This is a genomic window from Kitasatospora sp. NPDC059722 (genome assembly GCF_042733235.1).
In the GTDB taxonomy this organism is placed as follows: Bacteria; Actinomycetota; Actinomycetes; order Streptomycetales; family Streptomycetaceae; genus Kitasatospora.
The window spans coordinates 22,277-38,492 of sequence record NZ_JBHWGD010000013.1 but is presented as its reverse complement, the minus strand read 5'-3'; the positions used below and the strand labels follow the sequence as shown (position 1 = coordinate 38,492).

The window sequence follows — 16,216 nt, the reverse complement described above, 5'->3', positions numbered from 1 at the left end:
GGCGGTGAGCTCGGCGGTGCGGGCGATTCGGCGGGCCCATTAGGCTGGGGAGATCGGGGCGTCCCCGAGAGGGGCGCCCGGCCGGGGAACGGCGGGCCGCCCCGGCACCGCCGAACCCCCCAGGAGCGCAGCACACGTGGCCGTCAACCTCGCCACCATCGAGTCCGTCACGAAGGTCTACGGCACCCGCGCCCTGCTCGACGCGGTCAGCCTGGGCGTGAGCGAGGGCGACCGGATCGGCGTCGTCGGCCGCAACGGCGACGGCAAGACCACCCTGATCCGGATGCTCGCCAAGCTGGAGGAGCCCGACGGCGGCCGCATCACCTGGAACGGCGGCCTCGAACCGGCCGTCCTCACGCAGCACGACTCGCTCGACCCGAAGGCCACCATCCGGCACGAGGTCATCGCCGACCGCGCCGACCACGAGTGGCTCGGCGACGCCCGCATCCGCGACATCATCGAAGGCCTCTTCGGCGGCCTCGACCTGCCCGGCTTCGCCGACGGCCTGGACACCGTCATCGGCCCGCTCTCCGGCGGCGAGCGCCGCCGGATCGCCCTCGCCAAGCTGCTCCTCGGCTCGCCCGAGCTGATCATCCTCGACGAGCCCACCAACCACCTCGACGTCGAGGGCATCAACTGGCTCGCCCAGCACCTGCAGAAGCGCCGCTCGGCCCTCGTCTGCGTCACCCACGACCGCTGGTTCCTCGACCAGGTCTGCACCCGGATGTGGGATGTCCAGAGCGGCTCCGTCCACGAGTACGAGGGCGGCTACTCCGACTACGTCTTCGCGCGCGCCGAGCGCTCCCGCATCGAGGCCGTCGAGGAGCAGAAGCGCCAGAACCTCGCCCGCAAGGAGCTCGCCTGGCTGCGCCGCGGCGCCCCCGCCCGCACCTCCAAGCCGCGCTACCGCATCGAGGCCGCCAACGCCCTGATCGCCGACGTGCCGGAGCCGCGCGACAAGTCCGAGCTGATGAAGTTCGCCAACGCGCGCCTCGGCCGGACGGTCTTCGAGCTGGAGGGCGTGACCGTCAAGGCCGGCCCCAAGCTGCTCCTGGAGAACCTCACCTGGCAGCTCGGCCCCGGCGACCGGATCGGCCTGCTCGGCGTCAACGGCGCCGGCAAGACCTCGCTCCTGCGCGCCCTGCGCGACGCGTACGCCTCCGAGGGCGACGTGCAGCCGGACTCCGGCGTGATCAAGGTCGGCAAGACCGTCCGGCTCGCCTACCTGTCCCAGGAGATCGCGGAGCTGGACCCGGAGGTGCGCGTGCTCCAGGCCGTCGAGCAGGTCCGCTCGCGCGTCGACCTCGGCAAGGGCCGGGAGATGAGCGCCGGCCAGCTGTGCGAGCAGTTCGGCTTCGGCAAGGACAAGCAGTGGACGCCCGTCGGCGACCTCTCCGGCGGCGAGCGGCGGCGACTGCAGCTGCTGCGCCTGCTCATGGACGAGCCCAACGTGCTCTTCCTCGACGAGCCGACCAACGACCTCGACATCGAGACGCTCAACCAGCTGGAGGACCTGCTCGACGGCTGGCCCGGCTCGATGGTCGTCATCAGCCACGACCGCTTCTTCATCGAGCGGACGACCGACGTCGTGCACGCGCTGCTCGGCGACAAGCGGATGCGCATGCTTCCGGGCGGCGTTGACGAGTACCTGGAGCGCCGGGCGCGGATGGCCGCCGCTACGGCTGCTGCCGCGTCCGCGGCCGCTCCCGCGGTCGAGGAGGCCGCCGGGGCCGGGCTCTCCGGCGGGGACCTGCGCGCCGCCAAGAAGGAGATGCAGAAGCTGGAGCGGCAGATCGCCAAGCTGGACCAGAAGGAGTCCAAGCTGCACGCCCAACTCGCCGAGCACGCCGCCGACTTCTCCAAGGTCGCGGAACTGGACGCGCAGCTGCGCGCCGTCCGGGAGGAGAAGGAGGAGCTGGAGATGAGCTGGCTGGAGCTGGCCGAGCAGGTCTGACGGCCCTACGGGGTGAGCAGGGCTGACCGCCCTACGGGGTGAGCAGGGCTTCGAGCTCGTCCGCCGCACGGCCCAGCGCGCTGCGCGCCGGGTCGTGCGGCTTCGTCGGGCGGGCCGCGGGGCCCGTCGGCGGGCGGTGCTCACGGGCGGCGGCGGTCAGGTCGTCCAGCGCCCGGCGCACCCGGTCGACCTCGGCGGGGTCCGGCACCCGCCCGCCGTACCGGAGCTGCGCCGCGTACGCCGCCACCGCGCCGCCCAGCCGCTCCAGCGCCGCCGTCGCCGGCAGCCACTGCTCGGCGAGCCGGCCGGTCGGGGGCGGTTCGGCGAGGCCCTGCTGCACCTCCAGGCGGGCGTCCGCGAGCGACCGGTACGTGGTGCGGCGCAGCCACACCTCGGCCCGTCCGGCCGTCGTCACGGCGTCCAGGTAGGACCGGAGCGTGGTGGCCGCGTCGACCACGCGCGGCTCGATCCGGTGCCGCGGGCGCTCGGGCCACAGCAGGTAACCGAGCAGCAGGACGATCGCGCTCGCCAGGGCCGTGTCCAGCACCCGCGGCCGGAACTCGGCCGCGCTGCTCTGCCCGCCGAGCTGCAGCAGGAGCAGCGCCATCGGCGTCATCGCGACCGTCGTCAGCCCGTAGTGCGCCGCCGTCGCGTACGGCAACAGGGCCACGCAGAGCGCGGCGACGGCGGTGAGGATCCACTCGTCGGTGGTCACGCCCACGACGGCGGCGGTGAGCGCGACGCCCAGCACGGTGCCGACCGAGCGGCTCACCGCGCGCAGGAACACCGAGCCGAGGTCCGGCTTGAGCACGAACGCGATCGTCATCGGGACCCAGTAGCTCTTGCTCAGCGGGTAGTTGGCGGTGACCGCCGCACCCACCGCGATGCAGAGCGCCACGCGCAGCCCGTACGCCACCGAGCCGCGCGACAGCAGGCGCGCCCGGATGCGCCACGGGTCGGGCGGCGGCGCGGGGGCGGTGCCGAGCACCACCTCCCGGCCGGCCACCGTGTCCGCAGCGGCGCGCAGGGCGGCGTCCAGGGCCTGGCGCGCGGGGGTGTCGGGGCGCCAGTCGGGGACGGTGATCTCGCTGCTGCCCTGCTCCACGGCGCGTGCGAGGCGGACGGGGACGTCGGCGACCTCGGGCGGGACGGGGCGGCGCGCCCACAACAGGCCGGTGGCCGCCTCGGAGGCGACCAGGGCGGCCTCGTACCGGGGATCGGTCCGGTCCGGGTGGAAGTCCTGCACCTGGTTCAGCCGGGCCGTCAGGACCCGGCGCGAGGCCGGACCCTGCGGAGTGCCGAGATCGGCCAGCATGCGGCCGAGCGCGTCGTACGCGGCGGCCAGGGCGCGGTCGCGCTCGTCGACGTGACCGGCCGGCAGTCCGAGGACGAGGACGAACGCCGCACCCGCCAGCATCATCGGCGCCGCCGCCCACCACGGATGCGGCAACGGCATCCCGCTCCCCAGCGCCGTCGACACCAGCAGCAGCATGCCGGCGGCGGAACCGCGCGGGCCGGTGGCGCTGAGGGCGCCGGACACGAACGCGGTGACGGTGAGCGCCGCGCCGAGGACCAGCGGCGAGACGTGGACGTACTGCAGCACCGTCCCGATCAGCATGCCGAGGGCGGACGCCAGCAGGGCCGTCCCGATCCGCCGCACCCGCAAGCCGTTCGGCTCGGCCCGGTCGTTCATCGTCGCGTGCATCGCCCCGAGCCCGGCGAACACCCCGAGATCCAGCCGGTGGGCGAGGAGCCCGACGGAGAGCGGCACCCCCATCCCGGCAGCCGCCCGCACCACCAACGCACCCGGGAACACGACCCGCGTCGGCCGCACGGCCCGGGCCCACCAGGCGGTGGCGGGGATCTCCTCGACAGGCATGCGGTCACGTCCGTTCTGCGGCCAGGGGTCGCTGCTGTGCGACATTGCGCGGCAGATCGGGTCGTACACCGCGATCCTACCGGCCCGAGCGCGCCCGCCCGCCCGTTCGTACCGATCGCACCCAAGCGCACCAAGGCTGACGGTGCCGATCGCTAGCATGACCCGTACCGGCAACCCGTCGGGGTGGTGGCGTTGCCGACAGTGACTACAAGGCTCGGTAGTTGACGGTGTGTTGCGGACCGCCATCCGCAGCGGGGGAGAGGTGTTCGCTGTGCCAGGAGAAGTCCCGCCCGGTCCCAGGCCGAAGCCGGACCAGCCCGTGGGGGTACCGGAGACGCCCAACGTCGCGGACCTGGTGTCCGCGTTCGGCAAGCAGGACGTCAAGGTGGAGCTCGACACGCTGACGGCGTTCGCCAGCAAGATCGAGGCACTACTGCAGACGATGGAGGGCTCGGCGGCGGCACCCGACAAGCTGCAGGCGCAGAAGCTGGCCGGCAAGGCCCTGATCAGCGGCGCGTACAGCGAACACGTCGTGGAGGCGGTCGCCCTGACCACCGCCTACGACAAGGTCCACACCCAGCTCGTCAAGCTCCACAAGGACTTCGCCTCCCAGATCGAGGCGATGAAACTCGCGGTGGCCAAGACGGCCGGCAGTTATGCGGGCAACGAGCAGGCAACGACCGACGCGCACAAGACCGTGCACGCGAACTTGGGCGGGGCAGGCGGGGCAGCGTCGAAGAGCATCGAGGGGCTGTGACGAAATGGCAGACGGCACGAACTTTGAGCAGTACGACCATGCCCAGCTGAAGGACATGGTCCGCTCGACCGACGCGAAGACCGTGGTAGACCGCGGCGTACAACTCCAGGCGGCCGGCCAGGTCCTGAAGGACCTGAGCGCAGCCCTCAAGTCGCACGTCGACAACGTCGGTTGGGAAGGCCCGGCGGCCGAGAGCTTCAAGACCTGGGCCGGAAACCTGCAGAAGTCCGCCACGCTGCTCGGCGACTACTCCACCAAGGCCGGCGACGCGCTCCTGCAGGCAGGCGAGTCCCTCAGCACCGCGCAGGTCGCCGTTCCCGATCCTCCCAACAAGCAGATCAGTCTGCTGGCGGCCGCCAAGAACCAGCTGCAGTACCTGTCACCCGGCGTGGGATCCCAGATTGCCGAGTCGGGCCAGTCCTTCGACGACTTCATGGCGAAGAACAAGGAAGGCTGGATCACCAAGGCCCAGGCCGACGTGGCAGCGGCGAGGATCGAGAGTGACCGCCAGGAAGCCATCCGACAGATGGAGAAGCTGGCGCAGGCCTACTCCGCGGCCACGACGACACTGAACTCGCTGGAAGAACCGACCCTGCCGGGAACGCCGGGGGCCAAGCATCGGGAGGACCTGGTTGGTTACTCCCCCGGCGGTGAGGGATCGACACACCCCGATGGTGCAGTCCACCACCCGAGCGGGAGCGCCGGTGGCCAGCGTTCTGCCTACGCCCCGCCGGGCGGCGGCTACAGCGGCGGCTCGGAAGCGCTTCGCCAACCGCCAGTTGGTCAGCAGAAGCCAGAGGCGTTGGGGCGGATCGATCCGATTTCTTCGAGTCGTGGAGAGGGCGTGCCACCTCCGCAGGAACAGGAGGGGGCAGTAGCTCCGTCGATTCCCGTTGACCGTCCTGGTTTGGGTCTCGATAGCCTGCCAGCCGTCCCAAGCCTGCTGAGCCCGAGTGTGCCGGTCGGTCCGATCCATGGCGGGAATCTGCCACTCGATGGTGTGGGAGGGGCTCCCGGACGCTCGGGCGGGGCTGCGGAGGCCGGAGGTAACCCCGCCTTCCCGATCGGCGGTTCGGTTCCGGCGGGTGGCCACCCAGGAAAGGGTGGATCGGTGCCAGGCAGGAGTGGTGGCTCGACTTCTGGCAGGCCGGCTCCCTTCGGCGGCGGTTCTCTTCCAGGACGGTCAGCTACCCCAGGGCTGCCCACCGGGACAGTCTTCGGAGCTTGTGAGGCGCAGCCGGGGCGAGCAGGGGTATCGGGGATGCCGGGGATGGGTGGCATGCATCCCGGTCCGGTTGGCCCCGGTATGGGTGCCTCGGGCGGGGGCACACGTGGCCGGGGCCTGACCTCGACCGGTGGCGGGATTGTTGGCGGACGGAAGAGCCCTTCCGCTGGTGGCGAGTTCACCCCCGGCGGTACTGGCCTGCGCAGGCAGACTGCGACTGTTGAAGGTGGGGCTCGCTCCGGCCAGAACGGCATGATGCCGGGCGTGCATGGGGGCGGGGCGGGGAGGAACGAGCGGGATCGCCGCCAGAGGCCTGACTACCTGCACGAGGACGAGGAGACCTGGACCAGCGGTACACCGCTTAGCAATCCGAACGTGGTTGAGTAGAACTGACGCGACTGCCCGGCCGGCTGGTCTGTCCCCAAGGGCCGGGCAGACCTGTCCGGGGCACGGCCCTCGGCTGACACGAAGACTGACGAGGAGTTGTGATGCGGCGAACGTGCGGCAGAGTGCGTTGGCGCGGCCTTGCTGGAGCGGCTTTGGCGGTCGGCGTCATGGCCGGTCCGGCTGTGGCTCCAGCAGCTGCCGGGGGTTCCATTCGTGGCGATCAGTGGTATCTGGACGCGATGCACGCTCCGGAGATGTGGAATACGTCGACCGGACAGGGCATCACCGTTGCCGTGATTGATGGCGGGTTCAAGTTCGATCACCCGGACCTAACCGGACAACTTCTGCCGGGTAAGGACTTCAGTGGACTGCCGGGTGGGGTTGGGGACGACTCCGACGGTCACGGTACGGCGATGGCGAGCCTCATTGCCGGGTCTGGCAAGGGAATGGGGGGGAAAGGTGCCTATGGCCTGGCGCCGGGGGCCAAAATCCTTCCCGTGAAGGTCGACGGTGGTGTCCCGGGCCACGCGGTTCCCGCAGCGGTCTTTCTTGATCAGATCGGGCAGGCCGTCGATTTCGCGGTTGATCAGGGGGCCAAGGTCATCAACATCTCGCAGGGGGTCGCTGCGGCTGTGACGTCTCCCGAAAATGCGGCAAAGCTAAATGCCGTACTCGCTCGTGCGGTGGCCAAGGGTTCGTTGGTGATTGCCAGCGTAGGGAACAGTGCACAGGACGGAAACCTGGTCGAGTACCCGGGAGGTTTGCCGTATGTCGTCGGTGTCGGGTCCGTCGACAGGAATTTGGTGACGGCGGCTGAGTCTCAACAGGGTTGGCAGGTTGATCTCGTGGCGCCTGGCACAGATATCGTCCAGGCGTGTATCGACCCTACTGGCTACTGCAAAGGCCACGGCACGTCGGCTGCGACCGCTTTGGTCTCAGCCTCGGCGGCCCTGGTGTGGGCCGTGCACACCGACTGGACGGCGAATCAGGTTCTGCGGGTCCTCATCAACACGGCTGGTAAGCCGACCGATGGTTCCAGCCGCAACGACAGCGTCGGGTATGGCGCGGTCCGCCCTCGCATCGCCTTGGCCACGCCGGGCGATCCGGGGCCGGCGGATGTGTACCCGATTCCGAGCAAGACGGCTCCGATGCCCTCGGCTTCGCCATCGGCCGATACCTCTTCTGCCCCGGCGACCTCACCCGCTGCCGTGCCCGCAGCACCGACGAATGTCGGTTCTCCGGCAGCGGCGCCCATCGCAGACAAGGCATCCGATTCGGGTGGCGCGGTGCTGCCGATTGCGATCGCCGTGGTCAGCGGAGTGGTACTGGTGGCGGGTGGGGTGATCTTCGTGGCACGGTGGCGAAATGCGGCCAGCAGGGTTGCAGCCGATGGGTCGCCGGTGAAGCCAACGGACAACCCGTACGTGAGGTAATTGGCGGCCGAGTTGGGGCTGAACCGCTTCGGGATGCCGACATCGAGGCGCGCGAGTTCGACCACGACAGCGACCTCACCGCCTGAACGAATGCAGCGGCGGCCTCTCGGTCCGCGGCAGGAGCGAGAGGCCGCCGGGCGACGCGCCGTCGTGCGAATCAGACCACCCCGGGCGCCTGCGCCGGGAAGTGAATCGGGTTCACGCACCCGCTCGTGCTGGCGGCCGTCTTGGCCGTCTTCAGTGCAGTGTTCAGGCGGGCCTGGCGAACCGATGGCAGCTCGGGGTCGACGAGTTCGGAGTCTCCCCAGACCATGACCTCCAGGTACGTGAGATGTGTCAAATTCGCCGCTGGATTATCGCAAAGAAACGCGAGCCGCATTCTGCCGTGTTCCTCCCACAGCCCCTGGATGTCGGGACCGAGGTCCGACTGCCGCTTCGCCGCCGGGTCCGCGTTCGCGTCGTAGACATCGTGGTAGGTGAGCTTGCCCCACGGGCGGACGGTCACCCCCGAGAGCACGTGGTGATCCTCCTCCACTGTGCAGGTCTGATTCTGTAGGCCCGGCTGGAGCGAGTTTTCGTCCCCACGGTGCTCTCCGTAACGAACGGTGTACGTCCCCCGCGCCGCACCGGCCAGCGAACGCAGGTCATTCTGGTCCAATATCGACCAGCAGGCACTTTCGGGCAGGTTCAGCGAGTCGTGCGAGGCCCACCACCACAGCCCGCCGCCCCCGCCGACGACCAGCGCCAGCACCATCGCGAGTACCAATCGGCGTTGCCGGTACCGGACCGCTTTTTGTTCTGCGGGGGCACTTTCGAGGGGATTCTCCGGGGCGTCAGGCATTGATTGCCTTTGTCAGGATGCTTCCGTCGGAGAGACCCTGCTTCGCCCCGTTGGCGGCCGTATTGGCCAAGGCGTTGAGGTACGTCGGGTCGATCCCCTTGCCCTTCGCCGTCTCCCTGATGGCTGCTTCTGCCGCGTCCGACGCGGCGTTCCTCCCGCTGTTGAAGCAGTCCGCGGCGGCGTCGCTCGGATATCTGTCGATGTGGTAGCCCAGCGCTATGTTCTGAAATATCTTGTCGGTGGGAATTGTCAGAAGCTTATCCGCCCCGGGGATTCCCTCTATCGCCTTGCCTGCGGTAGCCGTCCATACCTGCTTGGCCCAGCCGACCTTCTCGTCGACGCTGTTGTTGTAGTCGGTCATTTCCTGCAGCTTCTGCTTGTAGACCTCATCGGTTGCCACAGCGTTGAGGATGCCTGCCACCTCGCCTCCAGGGCGGGCAGCATTCGTGATGGCCTCGCCGAAGAGTTCCCCGTACTTGTCCTTCTGCAGCATGACGTCCTGCAGGTGGGCAGTCGTGTAGGCCTGTTGTGCCTGCGCGATCGTGCCGAAGGCATCTGGGTTCCGGCCGAGCACCCCCAGCAGCTTCTGGGTGGCGCCCTGGTCGAGGCCGGCCGGGTCCCCGTTGGTCGGCATCGAGTGGTTGTTGTGGTCGACTGCGATCTGGACGTCGCCCATGTACGACGCCACCATGTGGCCGAAGCTCGGGTCCATGGTGGTGAATATCCCGTCCTTCTTGAGCAGCCCGGGGCCGTCCGTGTTCCCGAACCGATCGACGACGTCTTTCATCACCGCGCTCATCTCGCGTGAGTGCGTGGGCATCGGACCGTCGGTCGCGTCGTAGGCCCGCCCGGTGGTGGCCGCCTCCAGCGCATGGCCGAGTGCGGTCGCGTCATGTGCTGCTGCCCGGTAGTGCGGAGTGAGGTGGTCCGGCTCGAAGTCCTGGAGGAGGGAGTTGAAGCCCGCGTCGGTCAGTTGTTTCAGGTAGGTGTTCGGCTGGCCGGTGGCCTTGACCGTTCCGTCCTCGTTGTAGGTGGTTGCCGGGTCATGGAAGTACGCGGTCGCCGCCTCCGGCTTGTGGCCGAGCGCCTCCAGGGCGCCGGCCATCGGGTTGAGGCCTGAGCCGTCTTTTCCGAGGACGAGTACCTGTTCCAGCGGGTTGGCCTTGCTGACGGCGTCCTCCCAACGGCCTGGATTCGCTGCACTGAGCTGGGTGATGTGCTCGACCAGCGGGTTGAGGAAGCGCTGGTCGTACGTGCCGGTCCGGAGGATGTTGGAGAGGATCTGGTAGCCGTACGGGTTGCCGCCTTGGAGCTGGTCCGGGAGCAGTTGGTACTGGCTGGCTCCAGCCTTGCGCAGTCCCGCCTGCCACGCGTCGGACAGATGCGGTTGCTTGGCCCCGTCCGTTGCCGTTGCGAGGGTGAGGCCGAGATTGGCCTGCATATCGGCCAGGGCCCGTTTCGTCGCGTCGTTGCCGTAGTAGCCGCTGTACTCGGCCATTGCGCCGAAGGACTTGAGAAAACCGTCCGGCCCCATGGAGTCGAGGAAGAGGGTGGCGAACCGCGAGTCGCTGGAGTGCGCCTTCAGCAGGGTGTCGAGCTGGGCGATCTGTGCGGGCGTGGCCTTGTCCCCGAGACGCATCAGGTCCACTGCCTGCTTTGCCTCCTGCTCGGAGACGCCGCCCACCGGCTTCTTGTTGAACGCCTTCCGGTCAGTGCCGGTGTCCGCTGCGAGAGCGGCTGCTGCGGCGGCGTCCGCTTCGGCGGCCCGGGACAGTGCTTTGGCTATCGCGTCGGCGGCGTCGGTGGCCTTCTGCCGGTAGGCCCCGGCGTAGTCGGGGTCCTTCTTCTCCTCCGGGGTCGTCGCCGGGGGCCAGTGGACGGTTCCGTCGTTGTCGACCGTCAGCTTCTGGTCGGTTGCCGATCGGATCGCCGCCTCCAGGTCGGCCTTTGCGGCGGTGATCTCGGTGTGGGCATCACGGAGGGTCTGGGCGATGCCGCTGGCCTCCTCGAAGGCCGCGTCGATTTCGTTGCGTATCTTCGTGATGTTCTCAGCCGCGGTCTCGGCCGCGAATCCGCGCCAGCCCGAGCCGTTCAAGGGCGTGATGATGTCGCCGGTCAGCTCGGAGGAGAAGTTCCACTGCCGAAGCATCGCCTCGAACTCGCCGGCCAGGGTGTCAAGGCCGGTCACCTGCGCGTTCCTCAGTTCTTCGAACTTCATGCCGGTGCCTCAGCCCTTTCCGAACGCGTGGGTATTCGCCTGATCCGTTTGCGCATACCGGTCGGCGTTGAGGCGTAAGTTCCCGGCCACGTTTCCGATCGCATCCTCAAGGGTCCTGACCTGGTCCGTCCAGACGCCGGCCGCGCTGGTGATCGCAGCGCGCAGCGCCCAGTTGGTCGGGAGCTGCGCGGAGGCCGCGGAGGCGTGCGTGGTGGGCTGCTTGCACGCCTGCCCGAACTTGGTCTTCAGGGTGTCGCTGTTGGTTGCCGCACGCCTCAGCGCCTCCGGACTGACGGCTACGGTCGGCGCCGATGTACCGGGCGCGGGGGCGCTCGGTGTGTAGACCGGCGCCGGCGCTCCGGACTCGACGGCGGCCAGGTCGGGAAACTGCTTCTTGGCCGCGTCCGTCAGTTTTCCGGAGCTGTCGAAGAGCCACGGGTTCATTCGGCGCTCGAAGTCCAGATCAACCATCAATCCCCCCTCAGGAGTGGGCTGAGCGACCTCCACCGTGCGCGGAGTGTCGCCACTTCGTCGCTGCGAGTCTGCCACGGGGCGCGCGGGATGGGGTCGTGCGCCGGGGTCACTCGGGTGGGGGCTGGGGGTGGGGTGGGTGGGGCGGGCAGGGTTGGGGGCATGGGTGTGCAAGTGCGGCGGGCGGCGGCTGCGGCTCTGATCGGGACCGCGATCGAGTTCTATGACTTCTTCATCTACGGGACGGCGGCGGCGCTCGTCTTCGGGGCGGTGTTCTTCCCGGGGTTGGGGGCGGTGGGGGCGCTGTTGGCGGCGTTCTCGGTGTACGCGGTGGCGTTCCTGGCGCGGCCGTTGGGGGCCGTGGTGTTCGGGCACTTCGGGGACCGGTTGGGGCGGAAGACGACGCTGGTGGTGTCGCTGCTGCTGATGGGGGTGGCCACGGCGGCGGTGGGGGTGTTGCCGGGGTTCGGGGTGTGGGGGTGGTGGGCGCCGGTGGCGCTCGTCGTGTTGCGGGTGTGTCAGGGGGTCGGGCTCGGCGGGGAGTGGGGTGGGGCTGCGCTGTTGTTGGCGGAGCACGCGCCGGCCGGGCGGCGCGGGCGGTACGGGGCGTTCCTGCAGCTGGGGCCGACGGTCGGGTTCGTGCTCGCGAACGGAGTGTTCCTGCTGGTGCAACTCGGCCTGGACGAGCGGGCGTTCAGGGAGTGGGGGTGGCGGGTCCCGTTCGTCGCCTCGCTCGCGCTCGTCGTGGTCGGGCTGTTCATCCGGCTGAAGGTCGAGGAGTCTCCGCTGTTCCGCGGGCAGGAGGCGGGCCGGCCCGGGCTGCCGGTGGCGGAGGTGCTGCGCGGGCACTGGCGCACGGTGCTGGTGGGCTGTGGCGTGATCACCGTGGGGTACGCGCTGTTCTACCTGACCACGACGTACGCGCTGGCGTACGCGGCGACCGGTCTCGGGGTGCCGAGCACCGTGCTGCTGCCGATGCTGCTGGTGGGCGCGGTGGGCATGGGCGCGGCCGGGTGGACGACCGCGGGGCGCAGTGACGGCTGGGGCCGGCGGCGGACGATGCTGTGGGCGACGGCGTTCGCGACGGCCTGGTCGCTCGTCGAGTTCCCGCTGCTGGAGACGGCGCGCCGGCCGCTGATGTTCGTGGCGCTGGCCGGGGCGATGGTGGTGCTGGGTGCCCTGCTGGGGCCGGTCGCGGCGTTCCTGCCGGAGCTGTTCCCGACCCGGGTGCGCTACACGGGCGCGGCACTGACGTACAACCTGGGCGGCGTGGTCGGCGGGGCGCTGACGCCGCTGGTGGCGACCCGGCTGACGGCGGCGTACGGGACGGCCGAGCTGGTCGGCTGGTACGTGGCGGCGCTGGGCGTGGTGGCGGTGCTGTGCTTGCGGCTGCTGCCGGAGACGTGCGGTGCGGAGCTGGGGTCGGTGGACGGCGAACGCCGCCGGGCGCCCCTGCTGGGGACGGATCCGGCGGCGTAGCCGACAGGCGGTGCGGCAGGCGGTGCGGCAGGCAGGTGCGGCGCGGTCAGCCGGCCAGGGCGGCGCGGCCGGCCAGGACGACCGCGGTGTGCTTGGCGACGCGCCCGCCGAGGTGCTCGGCGGTCGCGATGTCGGCCTTGTGGACGGCCTCGGCGCCGGCGTCGGCCGGCGAGGAGGCGGCGGCGCCGCTGAAGAAGCCGAGGCGGTTGAGGTCGTTCTCGCTGGCGGTGGTGGCGTTCCAGCCGGGCTTGAGGCCCAGGTTGACCCAGTTCATGCCGTGCTGGGCGGCGAGGGTCTGGAAGTAGCCGAGGGTGCCGGCCTTGTCGCCGCTCTTGGAGGCGGAGTTGGTGAAGCCGGCCGCGACCTTGTCCTGCCAGACGTCGCCGAACCAGCGCTTGCTGGTGGCCTCGGCGAAGACGTGGAAGGCGCCGGACGCGGTGCCCATGTAGGTGGGGGAGCCGAAGACGATCGCGTCGGCGGCGTCGAGCTGGGCCCACTGCTCGTCGGTGATGGTGTCGACGGCGATCGAGACGACCTCGGCACCGCCGGCGGCGGCACCGCGGGCGACGGCCTCGGCGATGACGGCGGTGTGGCCGTAGCCGGAGTGGAAGGCGATGGCGACGGTGGGGCGGATGGCGGTCATGCGGGCACTCCTGTACGGGCGGCGGTGGCCCGGGGGACGAAGAAGGAAGGGGACGACGGGCCTCGGCCCGCCTGGTCTCCAATATAGACCAAGTCTCCAATGGTTACCAAGGGGGGATTGGAGACCGACGGAGCTACCCTGGGTGTCATGACGACGGAGGAAACGGCCCGCGCCGACATCGGGTGGCACCGGGAGTCCTGGGACTCCCGGGAGCCCCGGGGATCCCAGGAGCATGTGCAGCGGGAGGAGCTGGAGCTCAACGTCTTCGCCCAGCTCTGTCCCAGTCGCGAGATGTTCGCCGAGCTGGCCGACAAGTGGTCGCTGCTGATCCTGATGAGCCTGGCCCTCTGCGGCCCGCAGCGGTTCTCCGAACTCCAGCGCGGGATCGGCGGGGTCAGCCGCAAGATGCTCACCCAGTCGCTGCGCACGCTGGAGCGCGACGGCCTGGTGCGCCGCACGGTCCACCCGGAGACGCCGCCGCGCGTGGTCTACGACCTGCTGCCGCTCGGCCGGGAACTGGCCGAACTGGTCTCGCCGCTCGGCCGCTGGACGGAGCGCCGCGCCCAGCAGATGCTCGCGGCCCGCGAGGTGTTCGACGCGGCGCACGCCGAGGCCTGAGGGCGACGGAAGGGGGCGGAGGGGGGCGGAGGGGGCAGGTCGGAGCCGATTTCCCTTCCGGGCCGACGGCCGTGTAATGTCTTCCTTGTTCGACCGGCCCGGCGGAAACGTCCGGCAAGCCCCTATAGCTCAGTCGGTAGAGCGTCTCCATGGTAAGGAGAAGGTCTGCGGTTCGATTCCGCATGGGGGCTCCACTCGAAGACCCTCGCCTGAAGGCGGGGGTCTTTCGCGTTCCCGGCCCGGCCGGGCCGCCGACACGCGGTGGCCTAGCGAGTCGGGTACGGAATGCGCTGTGATGGTGCGTCATCGGCCGCCCGCCCGTGGGGAGCGGGCGCGAGCCGGACCCCGACCGGGAGGGCGTCATGGGCGTTCGACTCGTGGTGGTCGACGACCACCGGCTGCTGGCCGAGGCACTCGCGACCGCGCTCCAGCTGCGCGGTCACCGGGTGCTCGCGGTCGGCTCGCCGGCGGGCGTGGCCGCCGACCTGGTGGCCGGGCGCAGGCCCGAGGTGTGCCTGCTCGGCGTGGCCGCGCCGGCCGAGCCGGGCGCGTTCGACGGGCTGCGCCGGATCCGCCGGGAGCGGCCCGAGGTGGCCGTCATCGTGCTCGGCCCGGTGGGTGAACTGCGCGGTGTGGCCGGGGCGTTCGCGGCCGGGGCGGCGGGCTACGTGCCGAGCGACGAGCGGATCGAAGTGGTCGAGCGGGCGATCGGGCGGGCCCGGGCGGGCGAGGCGGCGGTGGCCGTGGACGTGCTGCGCGGCGCCTTCGACCAGCTGCTGCGGCCGGCCGCCGAGCCGGACGACGAAGCCGTCCGGCTGCTGCGCCTGCTGACCCGCCGTGAGGTGCAGGTGCTGGCCCGGATCGCGGACGGCGAGGACACCGCGGCGATCGCCGCCGGGATGCGGATCGCCGCGAGCACGGCCCGGACGCACGTCCAGCGGGTGCTGATGAAGCTGGGCGCGCGGACCCGGCTGGAGGCGGCGGCGGTGGCCGCGAGGACCGGCCTGCTGGAGCGGATGGCCTCCGACTGAAGGCGTGCGCCGGAGGGCGATGAAGGGCACCGGAGGGAGCTGCCGCAGGCGGTCGCGGGGGCCGCGGACCCTGGTCCGGAGCACCCCCGGAGGGCAGGGAGAATAGGCGCCAGTCGTTCGCACGTTTCCGATGGCCCCGCCGATCCGGCGGCCATCGCCCGCTGGAGGTCTCATCATGAGTAAGTACCTGGTCACGGGTGGCGCCGGCTACGTCGGCAGTGTGGTGGCCGCTCACCTGCTGGAGGCGGGGCACCAGGTGACCGTCCTGGACGACCTCTCGACGGGTTTCCGCGAGGGCGTTCCGGCCGGTGCCGAGTTCGTCGAGGGCCGGATCCAGGAGGCCGGCAAGGTGCTGGACGGCTCCTTCGACGGCGTGCTGCACTTCGCCGCCTCCTCGCAGGTCGGCGAGTCGGTCGTGGACCCGGAGAAGTACTGGCGCAACAACGTGGCCGGCTCGCTGGAGCTGATCAGCGCGATGCGCGAGGCCGGCGTGCGCAAGCTGGTGTTCTCCTCGACCGCCGCCACCTACGGCGAGCCGGAGGTCGTGCCGATCGCCGAGACCGCCCGCACCGCGCCGACCAACACCTACGGCGCCACCAAGCTCGCCGTCGACCACCTGATCACCAGCGAGGCCGTCGCCCACGGCCTGGCCGCGGTGTCGCTGCGCTACTTCAACGTGGCCGGCGCGTACGGCGCCTACGGCGAGCGGCACGACCCCGAGTCGCACCTGATCCCGCTGGTCTTCCAGGCCGCGCTGGGCCAGCGCCCGCACATCGCGGTGTACGGCGACGACTACCCGACCCCGGACGGCACCTGCATCCGCGACTACATCCACGTCGCCGACCTGGCCGACGCGCACCTGCTGGCGCTGGACGCCGCCAAGCCGGGCGAGCACCTGATCTGCAACCTGGGCAACGGCAGCGGCTTCTCGGTGCGTGAGGTGATCGAGTCGGTCAAGCGCGTCACCGGCCGCGAGATCCCGGTGCAGGTGTCCGGGCGCCGCGCCGGCGACCCGGCGGTGCTGGTGGCCTCCGCCGAGCGTGCCCACGACGCCCTCGGCTGGACGCCGCGCCGTCCGAACCTGGACGACATCGTCGCCGACGCCTGGAAGTTCACGCTGGAGAAGAACGGCCTGTAAGCGGGCCGAGCTCGAAGGAACCGCAGGCGCCGCCCCCCCCCCCCCCCCGGGGGGGCGCCCCGGGGGGGGCGGGGCCCCCCCCCCCCCCCGCGCGAAAAGTGGCGGGCGGGGGGGGACAAAAGCCCGGCGCGCCCCCCCGCGC

General features: G+C 70.6%; 13 protein-coding genes and 1 tRNA gene. 9 read left to right on the top strand and 5 right to left on the bottom strand.

What is annotated here, in order from left to right; genetic code table 11:
- Positions 1 to 136: 136 nt before the first annotated feature.
- A complete protein-coding gene (locus ACFV4F_RS11090; protein ID WP_380501648.1) occupies positions 137 to 1,954 on the top strand; it encodes an ABC-F family ATP-binding cassette domain-containing protein in 1,818 nt (605 codons plus the stop codon).
- A 31-nt stretch (positions 1,955 to 1,985) separates the two neighbouring features.
- On the opposite strand, the gene ACFV4F_RS11085 is transcribed toward ACFV4F_RS11090, so the two are convergent.
- Positions 1,986 to 3,833 carry an FUSC family protein gene (locus tag ACFV4F_RS11085; protein WP_380501646.1) on the bottom strand — a complete coding sequence of 616 codons (1,848 nt, stop codon included), beginning with the start codon at positions 3,831 to 3,833 and terminating at the stop codon, positions 1,986 to 1,988.
- A 319-nt stretch (positions 3,834 to 4,152) separates the two neighbouring features.
- Here ACFV4F_RS11085 and ACFV4F_RS11080 point away from each other — a divergent pair, with 319 nt between their 5' ends.
- From ACFV4F_RS11080 to mycP, 3 genes are all read left to right on the top strand, one after another.
- Complete coding sequence (locus tag ACFV4F_RS11080; protein WP_380501644.1) at positions 4,153 to 4,590, top strand: hypothetical protein; 438 nt, start codon at positions 4,153 to 4,155, stop codon at positions 4,588 to 4,590.
- A 4-nt stretch (positions 4,591 to 4,594) separates the two neighbouring features.
- The gene (locus ACFV4F_RS11075) at positions 4,595 to 6,202 is read left to right on the top strand and encodes a WXG100 family type VII secretion target (protein WP_380501642.1); all 1,608 of its coding nucleotides are present in this window, start codon (positions 4,595 to 4,597) and stop codon (positions 6,200 to 6,202) included.
- Between the two features lie 239 nt (positions 6,203 to 6,441).
- Entirely contained in the window at positions 6,442 to 7,635 is a 1,194-nt protein-coding gene (gene mycP / locus ACFV4F_RS11070) for a type VII secretion-associated serine protease mycosin (protein WP_380501640.1), read from the top strand.
- Positions 7,636 to 7,792: 157 nt separating this feature from the next.
- Here mycP and ACFV4F_RS11065 read toward each other — a convergent pair whose 3' ends face one another.
- Genes ACFV4F_RS11065 through ACFV4F_RS11055 form a run of 3 tightly spaced genes read right to left on the bottom strand, consistent with a single transcriptional unit; the run spans position 7,793 to position 11,165 of the window.
- Positions 7,793 to 8,476, bottom strand: coding sequence for a hypothetical protein (locus tag ACFV4F_RS11065; RefSeq protein ID WP_380501638.1), 684 nt, complete (start codon positions 8,474 to 8,476; stop codon positions 7,793 to 7,795).
- Entirely contained in the window at positions 8,469 to 10,694 is a 2,226-nt protein-coding gene (locus ACFV4F_RS11060; RefSeq protein WP_380501636.1) for a hypothetical protein, read from the bottom strand. Before ACFV4F_RS11060 ends, ACFV4F_RS11065 begins: the two co-directional genes overlap by 8 nt.
- A gap of 9 nt (positions 10,695 to 10,703) precedes the next feature.
- Complete coding sequence (locus tag ACFV4F_RS11055; RefSeq protein WP_380444274.1) at positions 10,704 to 11,165, bottom strand: WXG100 family type VII secretion target; 462 nt, start codon at positions 11,163 to 11,165, stop codon at positions 10,704 to 10,706.
- Between the two features lie 162 nt (positions 11,166 to 11,327).
- On the opposite strand from ACFV4F_RS11055, the gene ACFV4F_RS11050 reads away from it, so the two are divergent.
- Entirely contained in the window at positions 11,328 to 12,644 is a 1,317-nt protein-coding gene (locus tag ACFV4F_RS11050; RefSeq protein WP_380501634.1) for an MFS transporter, read from the top strand.
- 46 nt (positions 12,645 to 12,690) lie between these two features.
- Here ACFV4F_RS11050 and ACFV4F_RS11045 read toward each other — a convergent pair whose 3' ends face one another.
- Positions 12,691 to 13,287: a flavodoxin family protein gene (locus ACFV4F_RS11045; RefSeq protein WP_380501632.1), complete on the bottom strand. Its 597-nt coding sequence runs from the start codon at positions 13,285 to 13,287 to the stop codon at positions 12,691 to 12,693.
- 147 nt (positions 13,288 to 13,434) lie between these two features.
- On the opposite strand from ACFV4F_RS11045, the gene ACFV4F_RS11040 reads away from it, so the two are divergent.
- From ACFV4F_RS11040 to galE, 4 genes are all read left to right on the top strand, one after another.
- Positions 13,435 to 13,905 carry a winged helix-turn-helix transcriptional regulator gene (locus tag ACFV4F_RS11040; protein WP_380501630.1) on the top strand — a complete coding sequence of 157 codons (471 nt, stop codon included), beginning with the start codon at positions 13,435 to 13,437 and terminating at the stop codon, positions 13,903 to 13,905.
- 118 nt (positions 13,906 to 14,023) lie between these two features.
- Positions 14,024 to 14,099: transfer RNA gene (locus ACFV4F_RS11035), tRNA-Thr, on the top strand.
- Between the two features lie 168 nt (positions 14,100 to 14,267).
- A complete protein-coding gene (locus ACFV4F_RS11030; protein ID WP_380444282.1) occupies positions 14,268 to 14,936 on the top strand; it encodes a LuxR C-terminal-related transcriptional regulator in 669 nt (222 codons plus the stop codon).
- 175 nt (positions 14,937 to 15,111) lie between these two features.
- Positions 15,112 to 16,074, top strand: a complete 963-nt coding sequence (galE, locus tag ACFV4F_RS11025; RefSeq protein WP_380444284.1) for a UDP-glucose 4-epimerase GalE — start codon at positions 15,112 to 15,114, stop codon at positions 16,072 to 16,074.
- The last annotated feature ends 142 nt before the right edge of the window (positions 16,075 to 16,216 follow it).